Source organism: Streptosporangium carneum (assembly GCF_027922005.1).
GTDB classification, from domain to species: Bacteria; Actinomycetota; Actinomycetes; order Streptosporangiales; family Streptosporangiaceae; genus Streptosporangium; species Streptosporangium carneum.
In genome coordinates this window covers 234,388-248,900 of the sequence record NZ_BSEV01000001.1, presented here as the reverse complement: position 1 = coordinate 248,900, position 14,513 = coordinate 234,388, and the positions used below count along the sequence as shown (strand labels likewise).

The window sequence follows — 14,513 nt, the reverse complement described above, 5'->3', positions numbered from 1 at the left end:
CTAGTTGCGCACCTGCTGAAGACCCCAGCGGCGGCGCAACGCGTTGTCGCCGGTCTCGAACAGCAGGTCGATGCCGATGCCGATGACCAGGATCACGATCATCGTGCCGAGCAGGCCGGCGGAGTCGGCGAGCTCTCGGTCGTAGTAGAGCCGCTCGCCCAGCGAGGCCTGGTGGGCGATGATGACCACCAGCTCACCGGCCATCAGCGAGCGCCAGGCGAAGGCCCAGCCCTGCTTGAGCCCGGCGAGGAACGACGGCAGTGACGCGGGCAGGATCACGTGGCGGTACAGCTGCAGGCGGCGGAACCCGAGCACGTGGCTCGCGCGCAGCAGGATCGGCGGCGTGTAGTCGACCCCGGTGATCAGGCCGTTGGCGATGGACGGCGCCGCGCCGAGGATGACCACGAAGGTGATCGCGCTCTCGGTCAGTCCGAACAGCAGGATGGCCAGCGGGAACCACGCGATCGACGGCATGGTCTGCAGGCCGGTGATCAGCGAGCCGAAGGCGGCCCTGAGCACCTTGATCCGGGAGACCAGGGCGCCGATGACCAGCCCGACCAGCACGGAGATCGCGAATCCGGTGACCGCGCGCCGCATGGTCACCCCGATGGCCTGCCAGTACTCGGGGTCGGACAGGCGCTCGCCGAGTTTGCCGAAGGTCTCGGCGGGACCGGCGAAGACGTACTCGGGCCAGCGGCCGCTCCACACGATGGCCTGCCAGATCGCCAGCACGATGGCGATCGCGAGGAGCATCGGCCAGACCCTGCCCCAGACGCGCGTCGCCAGGCCGCTGCTGGTGCTGCCGCCGAGCTCGAGGGCGTCGAGGCCCGCGAGCTGGGCGGCGTGCACGTCGGCGGGCTGGCCGGCGGGGGGTGCCTGGTCAACGGCCATGGCGCAGAACCTCCTTGCGGAGCCGATCGGTGATGGTCGAGGCCAGCTCGGCGACCTCCGGCGAGTCCGTGATGCGGGGACGGTCGATGTCCACGGGGAAGTCCTCGGCGACCTTGCCGGGCCTGCTGCTCAGCAGGACGACCCGGTCGCCGAGCCGTACGGCCTCGCGGACGTTGTGGGTGACGAACAGCACGCTGAGCCCGCGCTTCTGCCAGATCCGCTCGAGCTCGTCGTGGAGCAGGTCGCGGGTCATCGCGTCCAGCGCGCCGAACGGCTCGTCCATCAGCAGCACGTCGGCCTCCTGGGCGAGCGCGCGGGCCAGGGAGACCCGCTGGCGCATGCCGCCGGACAGCTCGTGCGGGCGTTTGCCGCCGAACCCGCCCAGATGGACGATCTCCAGGAACTCCGTGGCCCGCTCCCGGCGCTCCTTCTTGCCCACGCCCTGCACCCGCAGGGCCATTTCGACGTTGGCGGCGACGGTGAGCCACGGGAAGAGCGCGGGCTCCTGGAACATCATGGCGATCTTTCGACCCCCGGTGTCCAGCGTGCCCGCCGTGGGCCTGTCCAGCCCGGCGACCAGTGACAGCAGGGTGCTCTTGCCGCAGCCCGAGGCGCCGAGCAGGCTGACGAACTCGCCAGGCTCGACCGCGAGTGAGATGTTGTCCAGGGCCAGCAGCCCGTTCTTGCCCTGGCCGTAGATCTTGGAGACGCCGTCCAGCCGGACCGCGGGCTCGGCGCCCCCGGTCCGGCGGGCCGCCCGCTCCGTGAGCGGAGCTGTCACTTGTGCCCTCCTGATGGTTGGGATCAGGCGATTACTTGTCGACGACCTCGGTCTGACCCTTGGCCTTGAGGATCTCGTTGAGGATCTTGAGGTCGTAGATGCCGTTCAGGTCGACCGGCTGCAGCAGACCGATCTTGATCGCGTGGTCGGCGCTGCCGGTCAACGAGGAGGCGATCGGGTCGTTGGTGAAGGAGATGTTCTTGAACGCGCTGTCCAGGACCTCCTGCTTGAGCGGCTTGCCGCTCAGCTTCTCCAGCGCGGCGTTCACGGTCTTGGCGGCGTCCGCCGGGTCGGCGGCGATGGCGGCGTTGGCCTCGACGTGCCCTTCGAGGAGCTGCTTGACCGCCTCGGGGTGCTGGGCGGCGAACTCCTGGCGGACGATCAGGTGGGTGATCACGAACTGCTTGTTGGGCCAGAGGTCGCGCTCGTCGACGAGGATCTTGCCCTTGCTCTCCTGGACGAGGCGGCTGGCGAACGGCTCGGGCACCCACGCGCCGTCGATGTCGCCGGTGGCGAAGGTCTGCAGGGTCTGGGAGTTCTCCTGCGGGATGATGTTGACGTCGCCGCCGCCCTTGGTGTCGGTCTTCAGGCCCTTCTCCTGCAGCCAGTAGCGCAGGGCGACGTCCTGGGTGTTGCCGAGCTGCGGGGTGGCGATCTTCTTGCCCTTGAGGTCCTCGACGCCGTTGATCTCGGGCTTGACGACCAGGAAGACGCCGCCGGAGGCCGCTCCCGCGATGATCTTGATGGCCTTGCCCTTGGACTTGGCCCAGGCGTTGATGGCCGGGTTGGGGCCGATGTAGGTGGCGTCGATCGCACCGGAGAAGACCGCCTCGATCGCGGCCGGGCCCGCGTTGAAGGTGGTGGCCGTGAGCTTGGTGCCGCCGAGGTGCTTGGCGTACAGGCCCTTCTCGATGCCGACCAGTGCCGTGGAGTGAGTGATGTTCGGGAAGTATCCGAGCCGGACCTCCGCGAGCTTGTCTCCGCTGCCGCCGGAGCCCCCGCTGCCGGTCGCCCCTGTCGTTCCCGAGCTCCCGCAGGCGGTTGCCAAGGTCGTGAGGGCCAGTACGGCCAGTGCCGCCACCACCCCGCGAGCGCCGCGAGCGTTCATGACTACTCCCTAATTCCTACTTAATAAGTCGGTTATGTGCATATAAGGGCCAGGCTAGGCCGCATGTCAAGCCAGGGCGATGTGGAACGTGGCACTGTTATCGCTTCGTGTTCTTTTGTGTGGTCTCGGTAACCCTTTTCGGGATCGGTGGGACAGAAGTGGGCCCTTGGGCTCAGTGGGGCAGATGTGGCGTGGGTGCCCAGAAGTCGGAAGTCGTGCCCTCAGGCGGAGTGGCCCCCGGAAGCCACGGGGGAGGGCGTCGCCCGGATCGCGGCGAACCGGGTGACACTCTCCGGCAGAAGGGATCTTCCTCGCGCGGGGGCGCGCCAGGCGTTCAGAGGACCTGGCGGCGCCGGCGGTGGCGGCGACGGCGGACCAGGAACACTCCCACCGCCAGGCCGCCGCCGGCGAGCAGCGAGACCGGCAGGAGCCATCTCGGCGACCTCTTCTCGGGAACCAGGGTGTCGATGTCGGTGGCGCACACCAGCACGGGCCCGCCGCCTCTGCGGGCGCAGGCGGTCGTCGCCAGGTTCGGCGTCTCGCCCGCCGCGACCACGCCGACCCGGACGCTCAGATGGACGACCGTCTCCCGCTTCGCGGGGACGTCGACCGTCCAGGAGACCTTCCCCTCCTGGACGCGTCCCCCCGCGTCGGCGCTCACGAAGATCAGCGAGGAGGGCAGCGTCTGAGCGAGGGTGACGCCCTCGAGGGCGGTCGCGCCCTGGTTGACGATCCGCAGCGTGTAGACGCTCTCGCTGCCGGGGGCGGCCCGCCGGACCCCGTCGTCGAGGGAGACGGAGATCGCGGGCGGCGGGTCGGCGACGACGGGGACCGCAGGCGGTGGATCGAGGGAGACGGAGATCACGGGCGGCGGATCGAGGACGGCGGAGATCACGGGCGGCGGATCGAGGACGGCGGAGATCACGGGCGGCGGATCGAGGACGGCGGAGATCACGGGCGGCGGATCGAGGACGGCGGACGTCGCGGGCGGCGGGTCGGCGGTGACGGAGAACGCGGGCGGCGGATCGGCCAGGGCGGGCGACCCGCCGAGGGGCAGGAGGAAGGCTGTGGCGAACAGGCTCGCGATCACTGGGCGACGTTTCATCCCCGAACCTCCATTGTCACGAAGAGTAATCACTCCATGACAACATCCGGGACGTCGCCCGCGCTCCCGGTTTCACCGGACCCCGTCATCAGCCGCAGACGGCGTCGAGCGTGGCGGGACCGTTCGCCGGCTGCCGTTTGGCGCTCCTGGAGGGGCCCGAGGTCGCGGAGGAGACGTCGGCCGACCTCGACAGCACGGCGGCGACCTTGTGCCTGATCAGGCCGTAGTCGGGATTGCCGGTGTCGATCAGCGGGGGGACGAACTGGAAGCTCTTGATCCTGGAGTGCTTGACCTTCTCGGAGAGCTCGATCAGGTTCGGCAGCAACTCCTTCGGGATGTCGGTGGAGACCGCGTTCGTCGTGGCGTCGGCCAGCCTCTCGAAGCTCCTGAGCACCGTCACCGGATCGGCCTGCTTCGTGACGGCGTTCATCAGGCACTTCTGCCTGCCCATCCTGACGTAGTCGTCACTGTAGGTGCGGGCCCTGCCGAACCAGAGCGCCTCCTCGCCCGACAGCTTGCGCGTTCCCGGCGGGATCAGGCCCTCGTTCTGCCTGCCGTACACGATGGGGGCCTTGACGGTGACCCTCACTCCGCCCATCGCGTCGATGATCTTCGCGAAGCCGAACATGTCGACCATCACGTAGTGGGTCACGTCGAGGCCGGTGAAGTCGCTGATCGTCTTCTTCAGCAGGGCCGGGCCGCGGCGGCCCTCGGGGAGGCCGGGGACCATCTCGGGGTGCTCCTCGGCGTACTGGAAGACCTCGTTGAGCATGCCGGGGGTGTACGGCGGCTCGCCGCCGAAGCCGAAGGGGAAGTGCTCGCGGGCCGGGCCCGCGGGCATCGGGACGTTCTCCAGGTTCCTGGGCAGACCGAAGAGCACGGTCGTGCCGGTCCTGGTGTCGACGCTGGCCACGGTCATGCTGTCGGTGCGGATGCCGGTCCGGTTGGCCGCCGCGTCCGCGCCGATCAACAGGATGTTGAGCCGCTCGTGCCCCTTCCACGGGTCCACCGGGATCGGGGTCGCGCTCTCGGTGAAGACGGAGGCCACCACGCTCTGGGAGAGGTAGGCCAGCCTGGCCGCGTAGGCCATCGGAGCGATCACCAGCGCGCACAGCAGGCCTACGGCGAAGGCCGACAGGTAGCGGGCGGGGCCGGACAGCGACCTGGGACGGACCAGCTGGTACGACCGGACGACCACGGCCACCGTGGCGCCGGCGAACAGGAACGCGCCGAGCGTGAGGGTCCACAGCCAGCCGGGCTGCACGATCAGGGAGAGGAGCTCGAGCTTCGCCCCGACGAAGGCGGCCACGACCGCCGTGACGACGGTGAGGTAGATCCCCATCAGCACGGCTCCGGTGACGCGCCGCCCCACCCACACATGTGCCAGACCCCACAGCGCGGCGGAACCCAGCGTGAGCGCCAGGCCCGAGCCGACGCTCAGGCGATCGCTGTTACCTGCCATCCGGTCAACATCTCCTGTCCCTGTGCCCCCCACGTCGCAGGTTAGTAATGGTTTTCGGATGAATGAGCTATGTACCCAAACGACGCGCTGAGAAGCCTCAGTCAAGATTCGGTGCATTAATTCCCGACAGGTGCGGGGATTGCGCAATTCCAAATCGCGGTCAAAAAGAATGTCTAGTGGGTTTTGCCTGGTAAGGAGGGGGATCCCCGTTTAGGGCGGTGAGGAGGATCCTGTGCGGAGAATGATCAGCGTGATCTTCGTCGTGCTCGGTTGTGTTCTCGCGCCGATCGCCCTCGTCGCATTCTGGGCGGCGGACGTCGTCGGCGATGCCGGGCGTTATGTCGAAACGGTCGCGCCGCTGGCCGAGAATCCCGCCGTCCAGGACGCCGTCGCCGACCGGGTGACCGTGGCGATCACCGATCCGCTGCAGGAGCTTGACTCCTCCGTGTCCGACCACTCCGTCCACGTGGTCGTGGACAGGATCGTCTCCGGTGAGGGGTTCCCCGCGCTCTGGAGGCGCGTCAACCAGGTGACGCACCGCCGCGTGCACGCGATCCTGGCGGGGCGGGGCGAGGCGGCGGCCGTACGGGGCGGGACCGTCGGCCTCGACCTCTCGCCGGTGTACGAGACGGCCAGGACCGGCATGGTGGAGGTCGGCATGCCGGTCGCCGCCCGCCTTCCCGGCCTGCACCCGACGATGGACCTGCTCTTCACGAGGGACCTGGTCAGGGTCAGGACCGTCCACGCCTGGCTGGTCAGGGCGAAGGGGGCGCTGCCGATCCTGGCGGCGGTCCTGCTGGTGACGGGGACGCTGCTGGCGAGGGACCGGCAGTGCGCCCTGATCGGCGCCGGGCTCGGCCTGGCGGGCGGCATGGTCGTGCTGGCCGTGGTCCTGGTCGTGATCCGCGGCCTCTTCCTGCCCGACTTCCCCGGCGACGGATCGCAGGCCGAGGCCGTCGCCGCGATCTTCGACGCGCTGACGGGGTTTCTGCGGATCGGCCTGCGCGTGCTCTTCGCCGTCGGCCTGGTCCTGGCCGTGACCGTCTTCGCGGTCCGTCAGACGCGTCTGTCCCGCGCGGGCCCGCCGGAGGCCGACGTCTGACCTCCCGGCAGGCGACTCAGCGTGTCAGCTCCCCGATCAGCCCGCGGTAGACGTCGAAGGCGGGCTTGGGCGCGTAGTCGTCCCGCAGGAGCCCGAAGCGGTCGAAGAGGGAGGCGCCGGAGCTGTTCGCGTCTCGCAGGCCGAACAGGGAGTAGCCGGTGAGATTGAGGTCGTCGCCGAGTCCGGTGAGGGTCCGGACCACCTCCTCGACGACCTCGGCCTGGCGCCGGTCGGTGCGGTCGGGGCCGGTGGGCCAGCCGTTCTCGCAGACGCGGACGGCCACGGTCGGGGCGATGCCCGCCCGCGGGAGACTGGTGTTCCTGAACCCCGTGACCACCGCGGTGACCGCCTCCGCCAGCTGCTCGGCGGGAATCGGCCGGAAGACGTCGGGGAAGAAGTCCAGGCCGACGTAGTCCAGCGACCGGTGGAAGCGGTCGTCGGCCAGTGCGCCCAGGTCCTGCCAGAAGGTGTCGGCGGGGTCGAAGGTCGGCACCGCGTTGAAGCCGACGGCGACGTCGTGGCCGTGGGCGAGGGCCTCCTCCTTGGCGGCGACCACCCCCTGGACGAGGGCCTGAAGCACGTTCGGCGTGCTGCCGTCGAGCACGGGAAGGTTCGCGTTGGGTTCCTCGCAGAGCTGGAGCGTCCCCAGCTGGGGCCCTTCGGTCCGCACGGTGGCGCGGACGAAGTCCAGCCAGCCGTCGAGCGCTCCGGTCGGCTCGCGGAAGGTGAGCACCAGGTCGAGCTTGCGTCCCTGCCCGAGATAGCGCGCGGGATCGGCGGGGGTCGGCGGCGCGTCGGGCGCGACGGTCTGCGCGAACGGGCGGTACGCGCGCACGAGCAGGGTCGGCGCGTCCCCCTGGAGCAGCCGCAGCGCGGCGATGATCCGCTCGGGGTCGTCAGGACGGGAGAGGGGCACGGCTCCGGTCTCGTCGCCCAGGAGAGCGCCGGGATAGATGCCGAAGGTGAACGTCATGCCCCCACCTTAGACGAAAAACATGGTGTCACTACAAGTTTGTGTTGACCCTATGTTTGGAGTGCGAAGATCCTCGTGATCGCCGGCCGGGAGAGAGCGGTTCGCGTCTCACCAGCCTGAGGCGCCCGCGAACGACGTCGCCGACGGCCGGTAGCCGAGCCGGTCGCGGGCGGCCGTGATGTCCAGCGTCCGCTCCACGGCCAGGTGGCCCACCGCGTACCGGGTGAGCCGGGGCGGGTGCGGGCGTCCGAGCAGCCGGAACGCGGTCTCCACGGCGACGGCGAGAGGCTCGACGAGCGCGCGGGGCAGATAGCACGGCTCGGCGTCGACGCCGCGTTCCCGCAGGATCTCCCGCAGCGCGTCGTCGAGGACGACGGGCTCGGCGTCCGTCACGTTGAACACGCCGCGCTCCACGGGACCGGCGGCGGCGAGCAGACACGCGCGGGCCAGGTTGTCCACCGAGGTCAGGCTGATCCGCTGGCGTCCGTCCCCCACCGCGACCAGCCTGCGCCCCCGCACCGCCCCGAGAACCCGGGGGAGCAGCGTCGTGTCCCCCCTGCCGTAGATCGCGTGCGGCCTGAGGACGACCCCTCCGCCCAGCCGCTCCAGGATCCGCTCCGCGGCGGCCTTCGAGGCGCCGTAGGCGTTGACGTACCGGCGGACCGGGGCCGCCTCCTCGGAGGCCATGACGGTCGGCAGGAGCGGATCGTAGACGCTCGCCGTGCTGACGTGCACGAACCTGGCCCGCGGGAAGGCGGAGACGGCGTTGCGGGTGCCGTCCACGTTGGCCGCCCAGATGGCCGACGGCGGCCCCCAGTCGGTGACGCTCCCGGCGCAGTGGATCACCGCGTCCACCTCGGGCAGCCGGGGCCTGGCGCCGAGGAGGTCCCACGCGGTGTACGGCGCGCCGCCGACGTGCGCGGGCTCGACGGAAGGACGCCTGCCGAAGGCGGACACCTCCCAGCCCTCGCCCACGGCAGCGCGACAGACCGCCCCGCCCACGAACCCGGAGGCCCCCGTCACCCCGACCCTCACCGTCCCACCCTCTTGCCGCACCCGTCCCTGCGCCCGTCTTTACAGCCGTTACTCCCGCTGCCGTGACTCCCGTGCCCGTGGCTCCTGTGTTCGTGCTCAGGCACGGCGGGTGACCAGCTCGCGGAGGGCGGCGCGGTCGAGTTTGTCCGCGCGCCCCGAGCGGGGAAAGGCGTCGAGCGCCTCGACGCGGTCGGGGAGCGCCGCGGCGTCCACGATCTCGGGAAGGGCCTTCCTGAGCAGGACCTCGTCGTAGCCGTCGGCCGGTATGACCGCCAGCACGACCTCCTCGTCCCCGGTCTCCGGGTCGGCGAGCCCGACGATCGCGGCCTCCGCGACCCCCGGCAGCGCGGCGATCGCGGGCTCGTAGAGGCCGGGGTAAATGTTCACCCCGTCACGAAGGATCATGTCCTTCTTCCGGCCGAGCAGGACCAGCCTGCCCTCCTCGAGACGGGCCAGATCCCCGGTCGCGATCTCCTCCAACGGGTCCTCGCCGAGATAACGCTGGGCGAGGTGCGGCCCGGAGACGAACAGCTCACCGTCGTCCGCGATCCGCACGCCGACCCCGGGAAGGGGCGTCCCGAGCAGGTCCCCCTCCGTCTGGGCCAGCTTCTCCTGGGCGGAGGCGATCGCGATCGGCAGCGCCTCGGTCATCGCGTAGACCGACAGCACCTCGGGCCCGGCCTCGACCGCCCTGCGAAGCACGGCCGGAGGCGCGGGGGCCGCGCCGAGCAGCAGGTACCGCAGTGTGTCGGGAAGCCTGGGTGTGCGGCGGAGCAGCCTGTCCAGATGGACGGGGACGGCGAAGGTGTGGGTGGCCTTCCTGACGGCCAGCTCGTCGGCGAGGTCCCCGCCCCCCGGCAGGGACCAGGTCGCCCCGGCCAGCAGCGCGGGCAGCCCCAGCATCAGCTGGTCGGTGTGCACGACGTCGCCGGGCCCCAGCGGGAAGACACTCCGGAACAACGCCAGCCCGGCGGCCAGCGACCCCCGCGTGTGCACCACGCCCCGCGGACGCGCGGTGGTCCCCGACGTGAAGATCACCGCCGCAGGCTGATCTGTTGAAATTTCGGATATGTCCGGCGCGTCAGCGCCGGACATATCCGCCTCTCCTCGCTGCTCCGCCCCTTCCCGCCGCTCCGCCTCTCCTTGCCGCTCCGCCTCTTCCCGCCGCGTGGTTCCTTCTGGCCGCTCCGCCTCTTCCCGTCGCTCCAGCGTGCTGCTGCTTTCAGGCGCCGGTACGGCGGGCGGCGTCGCGGACGTGTTCGGCGCGGATGCACGGTGGCCGACCCGGTGCGCGTCGCCGTGGACGTCGTCCTTGGCAGGGGCCGAGCCGGACGATCTGAGGAGTCGGGACAGGCGCAGTGCCCCCCTGGGCACGCCGGGCAGCCAGGGGCCGGTGTGGAGGTGGCGGACGGGTCGTCCGGGCAGCGGGTCACGGAGGTTCGGCAGCAGCAGACCGCGACGGCGGGCCAGCCTCTTGAGCGGCCCGCTCAGCGTGTAGAGCAGAGACTCGGCGACCACCCATCCGGGGCGGGTGGCTTCCATGCGGGCGGCGAGCACGTCGGGGGCGAGCCCCGGATCGGCGAGCACGAGGGTCCCGCCCGCGGCGACCGAACCCAGCGCGAGCACCACGGCGTCCACCCCGGGCCGCACCGCGAACAGCACGCCGTCCCCGATCTCCCCGCTTCCCCTGTCCCATGACGCGCTGTCCCGTGACGTGTTCTCAGCTCGGTCGGCCATCGCGTCACGGACCGCGTTCACGCGGCGGGCCAGCTCGCCGTAGCGGATCTCGCGGCCACGGCCGTCGATGAGGGCGACCCGGTCCGGTTCCCGTTCGGCCGTGGCCATGATCCCGGTGATGATGTCGTTCATGCCGCCGTGATCCACAGGTGCTCGTAGGTGGGGATGAGGACTCCTCTGGCCGCGCGTCGCCGTACGACACGCACGTGGTGGGAGAGCAGGACCGAGGCCACCGCCCTGATCTCGGCCAGGGCCAGCGGGTAGCCGATGCAGAAGTGCGGGCCCGCGCCGAACCAGAGCCGCCGCAGCTCGGGTGGATGCTTCCGCGAGGGGTCGAACGGGCCGTACGCGCGGGCGCAGTTGTGCGTCACGATCAGCACCCTGTCTCCGGGACGCACCGCCACCCGGCCGACCCGTGCCGCCGAGCCGACGGAGCGCAGCATCACCGGCGTCGGCGTGGTGAACCGCATGGCCTCCTCGATCACCCGGTCCAGGTCGTCGACGTACGTCCGGTGGTCGTGCAGGAGGGCGATCAACCGGGGCACGAAGGTGGCCACGGTCTCGGTGCCCGTCAGGAAGAACGCGCCCGCCGCGCCGCGAGCCTCGGCGGCGGACAGCCCCTGTGCCCGCATCCGCCCCATGACCGTGGACTCGTCCCCCGCCTCGTAGGCGGCCTGCGCGATGTCCCCGATCCCGTCCAGCACCTGTCCGGCGATCGCGACCTGTCGATCGTTCAGCCGCCGGGAGCGCAGCGAGACCATCGAGACGACCCGCTCCCCGTCCGCGAACAGCTGTCTGGCCCGTTCCTCGGAGACCTCGCCCAACCCGATCACCCGGCAGATCACCGCCCCGGCCATCACCCGCATGGCGTCGACCAGGTCGACCGTCTCGCCGCGCTCCAGACGCGCGGAGAGGGCGTCGAGCGGTTCCCGCAGCACGTCGGCGACCAGCGCCGAGACGTACGCCGGGGTGAACAGCGGCATCAGCTTCCTGCGCAGCGCCGCGTGGCCCGGCCCCTCCATGTTGAGCAGCACCGAAGGACCGAGCACCGGCGTCCACAGGTCGCCGGGAGAGCCGGGGCCGTCCTTGCGGAACCGCTCGTCGGTCAGTACGGCACGCGCGGTGGCGGCGTCGTTCACCACGACTCCGAGCCCCGGGACCCGGACCACCGGGCCGAGACGGGCCAGCAGCCGCATCAGGGGGTAGACGAAAGGATGCGCGGCCAGATAGAGCCGGGTCTCGTGGTTCACCGGATGTCGATCACTTCGGGACGGTAGCGGTGGTCGGCGTACCAGGCCAGGGTGCCCGCGAGGCCGTACGCCCGAAGCCGGCGGACGGAGCCGAAGACGACCACGTCACGGCGCGAGCCGTACGCGGAGGTGACCTTGCGGACCCGGTTGACCAGGGCCCGGTCCTCGTGGACCTCCTCGATCGCGGTCCTCGGGAAGCCTCCGGCCCGCTCGTACAGCGAGGCCGTGATGGCCATGGCGCAGCCGGGGATCATCACGTACGGCCCCAGATACTCCGGTGACCGGTTTCCCGGCCGGAAACGGCCGAACGTCGCCGCCACGTCGACCACGAACGGGATGAGCCTCCGTTCCCAGAACTTCAGCGGGAACTCGTCCGTCCTGGGCAGCAGCCTGCCGCCGACCATCTCCAGCCCGTCGCCGAACGCGCGCCTGACGTTGCGCACCCAGTCGGGGCGGGGCAGGCAGTCGGCGTCCGTCCTGGCGATGTGGGTCGCGCCGTTCGCGATGGCGTGACGCACGCCGGTGTCGGAGGCGGCGCCCGTGCCCTTCCTGGACTCCGTGATCACCTGGACGCCGTGCCGTCTGACGATCTCGGCCGTCTCATCGGTGCTGGCGTTGTCCACCACGACGAGCGTGAAGTCACGGTCGTCCTGGTCGGCCAGCGCCCGAAGCGTCGCCTCGATGCCCCCGGCCTCGTTGTAGGCCGGAACGATCACCCACAGGTCCATCACGTCTCCGCCGGTGCCGGACACACGTCTCGTCACATCTCCGCCAGCATCACGCCCATGCTGATCCCGCCGCCCAGGCCGAGCAGCGCGACCCGGTCGCCCGGCTCCCACTCGCCGAGCGTGAGCTGGAGCGGCAGGGTGGCGGAGGCGCAGTTGCCGTGCTCGGGAAGGCTGACCACGAGCCTGTCCTGCGGGATGTCCAGCTCCGCCGCCAGATACTCGAGGTACGGCACCGCCACCTGGTGCACGGCGACGACGGCGAAGTCGTTCCAGCCCAGCCCGGTGCGCTTGAGCGCGTTGAGGAAGATGTCCGGGCCGACCAGCTCGAACGCCTCCTTCAGCCGCCGCCCGTCGCCCCTGAAGTAGGAGTACTCCGGGTCGCGAGGATGCGCGGACCCTCCGCCGGGCAGCGTGCCGATCGCCCAGGCCGTCGAGTCGGCGGAGAAGTCACGGTAGAAGATGCCGCGTTCCGCGTCGGCGCTCACCAGCACGGCGGCCCCGCTGTCCGACAGCGTGTATCCGGCGAAGGAGTCCACGAACTGCGCGTGGTCCCGTACCCGCCACCTGATCGCCCGCGACGGGACCTCGCCCGAGCAGACCAGCACCCTGCGGTGCGCGCCCGTCAGGATCAGCGCCTCGGCGACCTGGATCCCGTTGAGCACGCTGTTGCAGGCGTTCTTGACGTCGAACACCGGGCAGGACAGGCCGAGCTTGGCCGCCACGATGTGCGCGGTCGCCGGCTCGACCATGTCCTGCGACGCCGAGGCGAAGATCAGCAGGTCGACGTCCACGTGGTCGAGTTTTCTCGCCGCCTCAGCGGCCAGGTCGGACGCCTGCTGGTCGTCGTCGGCGACGTGCCGCGATCGGATGCCGGTCAGCCGTTCGACGACGCCTCTGCGGGGGACGTATCCCTCGATCCGCCGTTCGACCTCTGTGCTGGTCATCGTCCGCTGCGGCAGATACGTCGCGACGCCCGTGATCCGGGCTTTCATGCTCCCCCTAGCTGGCACCAAGTCTCTCAATATTCGGGCAATGTACCGAAAAGACGGGCAATTGTCCTGGTCAGCTCAGGGTTTGGTCATGTCAGGAGATTCAGGGCGTGGTCACGTCAGGGGATGGAACCGCACCGGCCGCAGGGGGCTGCGGCCGGTGCGGGGCGGCTTCCCCGCGAACACGCGTCCCACCGGCGTGAGCCATGAGGGAGAGGGCTTCTCCGCACAGGCCTGTGCCGGAGGAGCGTGTTCTCCGCAAGTGCGGGAAACCGCGTCAGGGTGCGGCCCGGGCCCCTCCTTCCCGAGCCGCACGTCGTACGGCGCGGCGGCTGCCGGGGAAGGGCCGCCGCGCCCGCTCGTCAGCCGTCGTGCGTGTCCTTTGAGCGGACGTGCAGGGCGGCCTCCTCCTGCAGGGCGACCATGGCGCGCAGCCCGTCGAAGGTGTCGGCGTCCACGGTCCGGTACGGGGGGCCGTCCCACTCGGAACCGTTGGGGAAGGGTTGTCTCCTGCTGGCCCAGTAGCGTCCCGCGTCGCTGCGGATGGTCCGCCAACCAGGGATCTCCGCTGGATGGAGGGCGGTCTCAGGGGGTTCCATGGATCAGACCTCCGTTGTCCGATCGAGGGACCGTTCGGCGGCTCCGACGGTCCCGGTTGCTTCGGCACGGCCGGTTGGGTGGTTTGCTCCGGTTTCGGGGCGGCGGGGCGCTCCGGTGCGGCGGGTTGTTCCGGCACGTCCGGCCTGACCTGCGGGATCGGCGTGACCGGCGCGGTCGGCCCGGTCGGGGCGGTCGGCTGTCTCGGCACCTCCGGCACACCTCTGGCGCGATCGGCCGTCGGCGCGACCGGCGACTCCGGCACACCTCTGGCGTGGTCGGCTGTCAGCACGACCGGTGGCTCCGGCGCGACAGGCATGGCCGGTCGCCACGCCACGGCGGGGGCGGTCGCGGCCTCGGCCGGGTGGTGTCGCACGGGCGTCGGCGAGGTCACCTGGACCGGGGCGACGGACGTCAGCGGCTTGGCGGCGGGCAACCGGTGCGGCCCCGTGCGGTGCCTGATCTCCAGCCGTTCGGCCATCAGCGCGCCGGACGGCTGTTCGTACTCGTGGTCGACGGCGAAGCCGAGGCAGCCGTGCGCGTACGGCGGATACCCGCAGCGGGCGCAGCCCATCGGCATGGGCGGTACGTCGTCGAAGCAGCGGCAACGGTAGTCGCTCTCCGCCTCAAGGACGGGGAACGCGGCACTGGGGTTGGTCATGGTTGGGGGGCTTTCCTGGTCGAGGAACCGTCCGGTCGCGTAAGCGCCGGGCGGGTCCTTCGTTTCCCGGGGCTTTTCATTTCGTGGATGCCAT

14 protein-coding genes are annotated in these 14,513 nt (G+C 70.7%); 2 read left to right on the top strand and 12 right to left on the bottom strand.

The window, feature by feature from the left end; translation table 11 throughout:
- The 5 genes from PKF00_RS01110 to PKF00_RS01090 all read right to left on the bottom strand — a co-directional run bounded on the left by PKF00_RS01110 (window position 1) and on the right by PKF00_RS01090 (window position 5,347).
- Window positions 1-891 (bottom strand): ABC transporter permease, encoded by an 891-nt coding sequence (locus PKF00_RS01110; RefSeq protein ID WP_271215415.1) that lies wholly within the window; start codon window positions 889-891, stop codon window positions 1-3.
- Window positions 881-1,672: an ABC transporter ATP-binding protein gene (locus tag PKF00_RS01105; RefSeq protein ID WP_271215414.1), complete on the bottom strand. Its 792-nt coding sequence runs from the start codon at window positions 1,670-1,672 to the stop codon at window positions 881-883. The genes PKF00_RS01110 and PKF00_RS01105 overlap by 11 nt, the downstream gene beginning before the upstream one ends.
- Window positions 1,673-1,703: 31 nt before the next feature.
- Window positions 1,704-2,780, bottom strand: coding sequence for an ABC transporter substrate-binding protein (locus PKF00_RS01100; RefSeq protein ID WP_271215413.1), 1,077 nt, complete (start codon window positions 2,778-2,780; stop codon window positions 1,704-1,706).
- Window positions 2,781-3,114: 334 nt separating this feature from the next.
- Window positions 3,115-3,885, bottom strand: coding sequence for a hypothetical protein (locus PKF00_RS01095; protein ID WP_271215412.1), 771 nt, complete (start codon window positions 3,883-3,885; stop codon window positions 3,115-3,117).
- Window positions 3,886-3,973: 88 nt separating this feature from the next.
- Window positions 3,974-5,347, bottom strand: coding sequence for an LCP family protein (locus tag PKF00_RS01090; protein WP_271215411.1), 1,374 nt, complete (start codon window positions 5,345-5,347; stop codon window positions 3,974-3,976).
- Between the two features lie 232 nt (window positions 5,348-5,579).
- On the opposite strand from PKF00_RS01090, the gene PKF00_RS01085 reads away from it, so the two are divergent.
- On the top strand, window positions 5,580-6,449 hold the full coding sequence (locus PKF00_RS01085; RefSeq protein WP_271215410.1) for a hypothetical protein: 870 nt from the start codon (window positions 5,580-5,582) through the stop codon (window positions 6,447-6,449).
- A 16-nt stretch (window positions 6,450-6,465) separates the two neighbouring features.
- Here PKF00_RS01085 and PKF00_RS01080 read toward each other — a convergent pair whose 3' ends face one another.
- From PKF00_RS01080 to PKF00_RS01050, 7 genes are all read right to left on the bottom strand, one after another.
- Window positions 6,466-7,422 carry a hypothetical protein gene (locus PKF00_RS01080; protein ID WP_271215409.1) on the bottom strand — a complete coding sequence of 319 codons (957 nt, stop codon included), beginning with the start codon at window positions 7,420-7,422 and terminating at the stop codon, window positions 6,466-6,468.
- A gap of 108 nt (window positions 7,423-7,530) precedes the next feature.
- Complete coding sequence (locus tag PKF00_RS01075; protein WP_271215408.1) at window positions 7,531-8,457, bottom strand: NAD-dependent epimerase/dehydratase family protein; 927 nt, start codon at window positions 8,455-8,457, stop codon at window positions 7,531-7,533.
- A gap of 96 nt (window positions 8,458-8,553) precedes the next feature.
- Window positions 8,554-10,326: a class I adenylate-forming enzyme family protein gene (locus PKF00_RS01070; protein WP_271215407.1), complete on the bottom strand. Its 1,773-nt coding sequence runs from the start codon at window positions 10,324-10,326 to the stop codon at window positions 8,554-8,556.
- Window positions 10,323-11,444: a cytochrome P450 gene (locus tag PKF00_RS01065; RefSeq protein ID WP_271215406.1), complete on the bottom strand. Its 1,122-nt coding sequence runs from the start codon at window positions 11,442-11,444 to the stop codon at window positions 10,323-10,325. Before PKF00_RS01065 ends, PKF00_RS01070 begins: the two co-directional genes overlap by 4 nt.
- Entirely contained in the window at window positions 11,441-12,208 is a 768-nt protein-coding gene (locus PKF00_RS01060; protein ID WP_271215405.1) for a glycosyltransferase family 2 protein, read from the bottom strand. Before PKF00_RS01060 ends, PKF00_RS01065 begins: the two co-directional genes overlap by 4 nt.
- Window positions 12,205-13,164: a 3-oxoacyl-ACP synthase III family protein gene (locus PKF00_RS01055; RefSeq protein WP_271215404.1), complete on the bottom strand. Its 960-nt coding sequence runs from the start codon at window positions 13,162-13,164 to the stop codon at window positions 12,205-12,207. Before PKF00_RS01055 ends, PKF00_RS01060 begins: the two co-directional genes overlap by 4 nt.
- Before the next feature lie 359 nt (window positions 13,165-13,523).
- Window positions 13,524-13,760, bottom strand: coding sequence for a hypothetical protein (locus PKF00_RS01050; protein ID WP_271215403.1), 237 nt, complete (start codon window positions 13,758-13,760; stop codon window positions 13,524-13,526).
- Window positions 13,761-13,838: 78 nt separating this feature from the next.
- Here PKF00_RS01050 and PKF00_RS01045 point away from each other — a divergent pair, with 78 nt between their 5' ends.
- A complete protein-coding gene (locus PKF00_RS01045) occupies window positions 13,839-14,372 on the top strand; it encodes a hypothetical protein (RefSeq protein WP_271215402.1) in 534 nt (177 codons plus the stop codon).
- The last annotated feature ends 141 nt before the right edge of the window (window positions 14,373-14,513 follow it).

Bases quoted from the DNA above. Each gene is read 5' to 3' on its own strand.
- PKF00_RS01090 (WP_271215411.1), bottom strand. From the start codon at position 5,347: ATGGCAGGTAACAGCGATCGCCTGAGCGTCGGCTCGGGCCTGGCGCTC.
- PKF00_RS01095 (WP_271215412.1), bottom strand. From the start codon at position 3,885: ATGAAACGTCGCCCAGTGATCGCGAGCCTGTTCGCCACAGCCTTCCTC.
- PKF00_RS01070 (WP_271215407.1), bottom strand. From the start codon at position 10,326: ATGAACGACATCATCACCGGGATCATGGCCACGGCCGAACGGGAACCG.
- PKF00_RS01050 (WP_271215403.1), bottom strand. From the start codon at position 13,760: ATGGAACCCCCTGAGACCGCCCTCCATCCAGCGGAGATCCCTGGTTGG.
- PKF00_RS01080 (WP_271215409.1), bottom strand. From the start codon at position 7,422: ATGACGTTCACCTTCGGCATCTATCCCGGCGCTCTCCTGGGCGACGAG.
- PKF00_RS01055 (WP_271215404.1), bottom strand. From the start codon at position 13,164: ATGAAAGCCCGGATCACGGGCGTCGCGACGTATCTGCCGCAGCGGACG.
- PKF00_RS01110 (WP_271215415.1), bottom strand. From the start codon at position 891: ATGGCCGTTGACCAGGCACCCCCCGCCGGCCAGCCCGCCGACGTGCAC.
- PKF00_RS01100 (WP_271215413.1), bottom strand. From the start codon at position 2,780: ATGAACGCTCGCGGCGCTCGCGGGGTGGTGGCGGCACTGGCCGTACTG.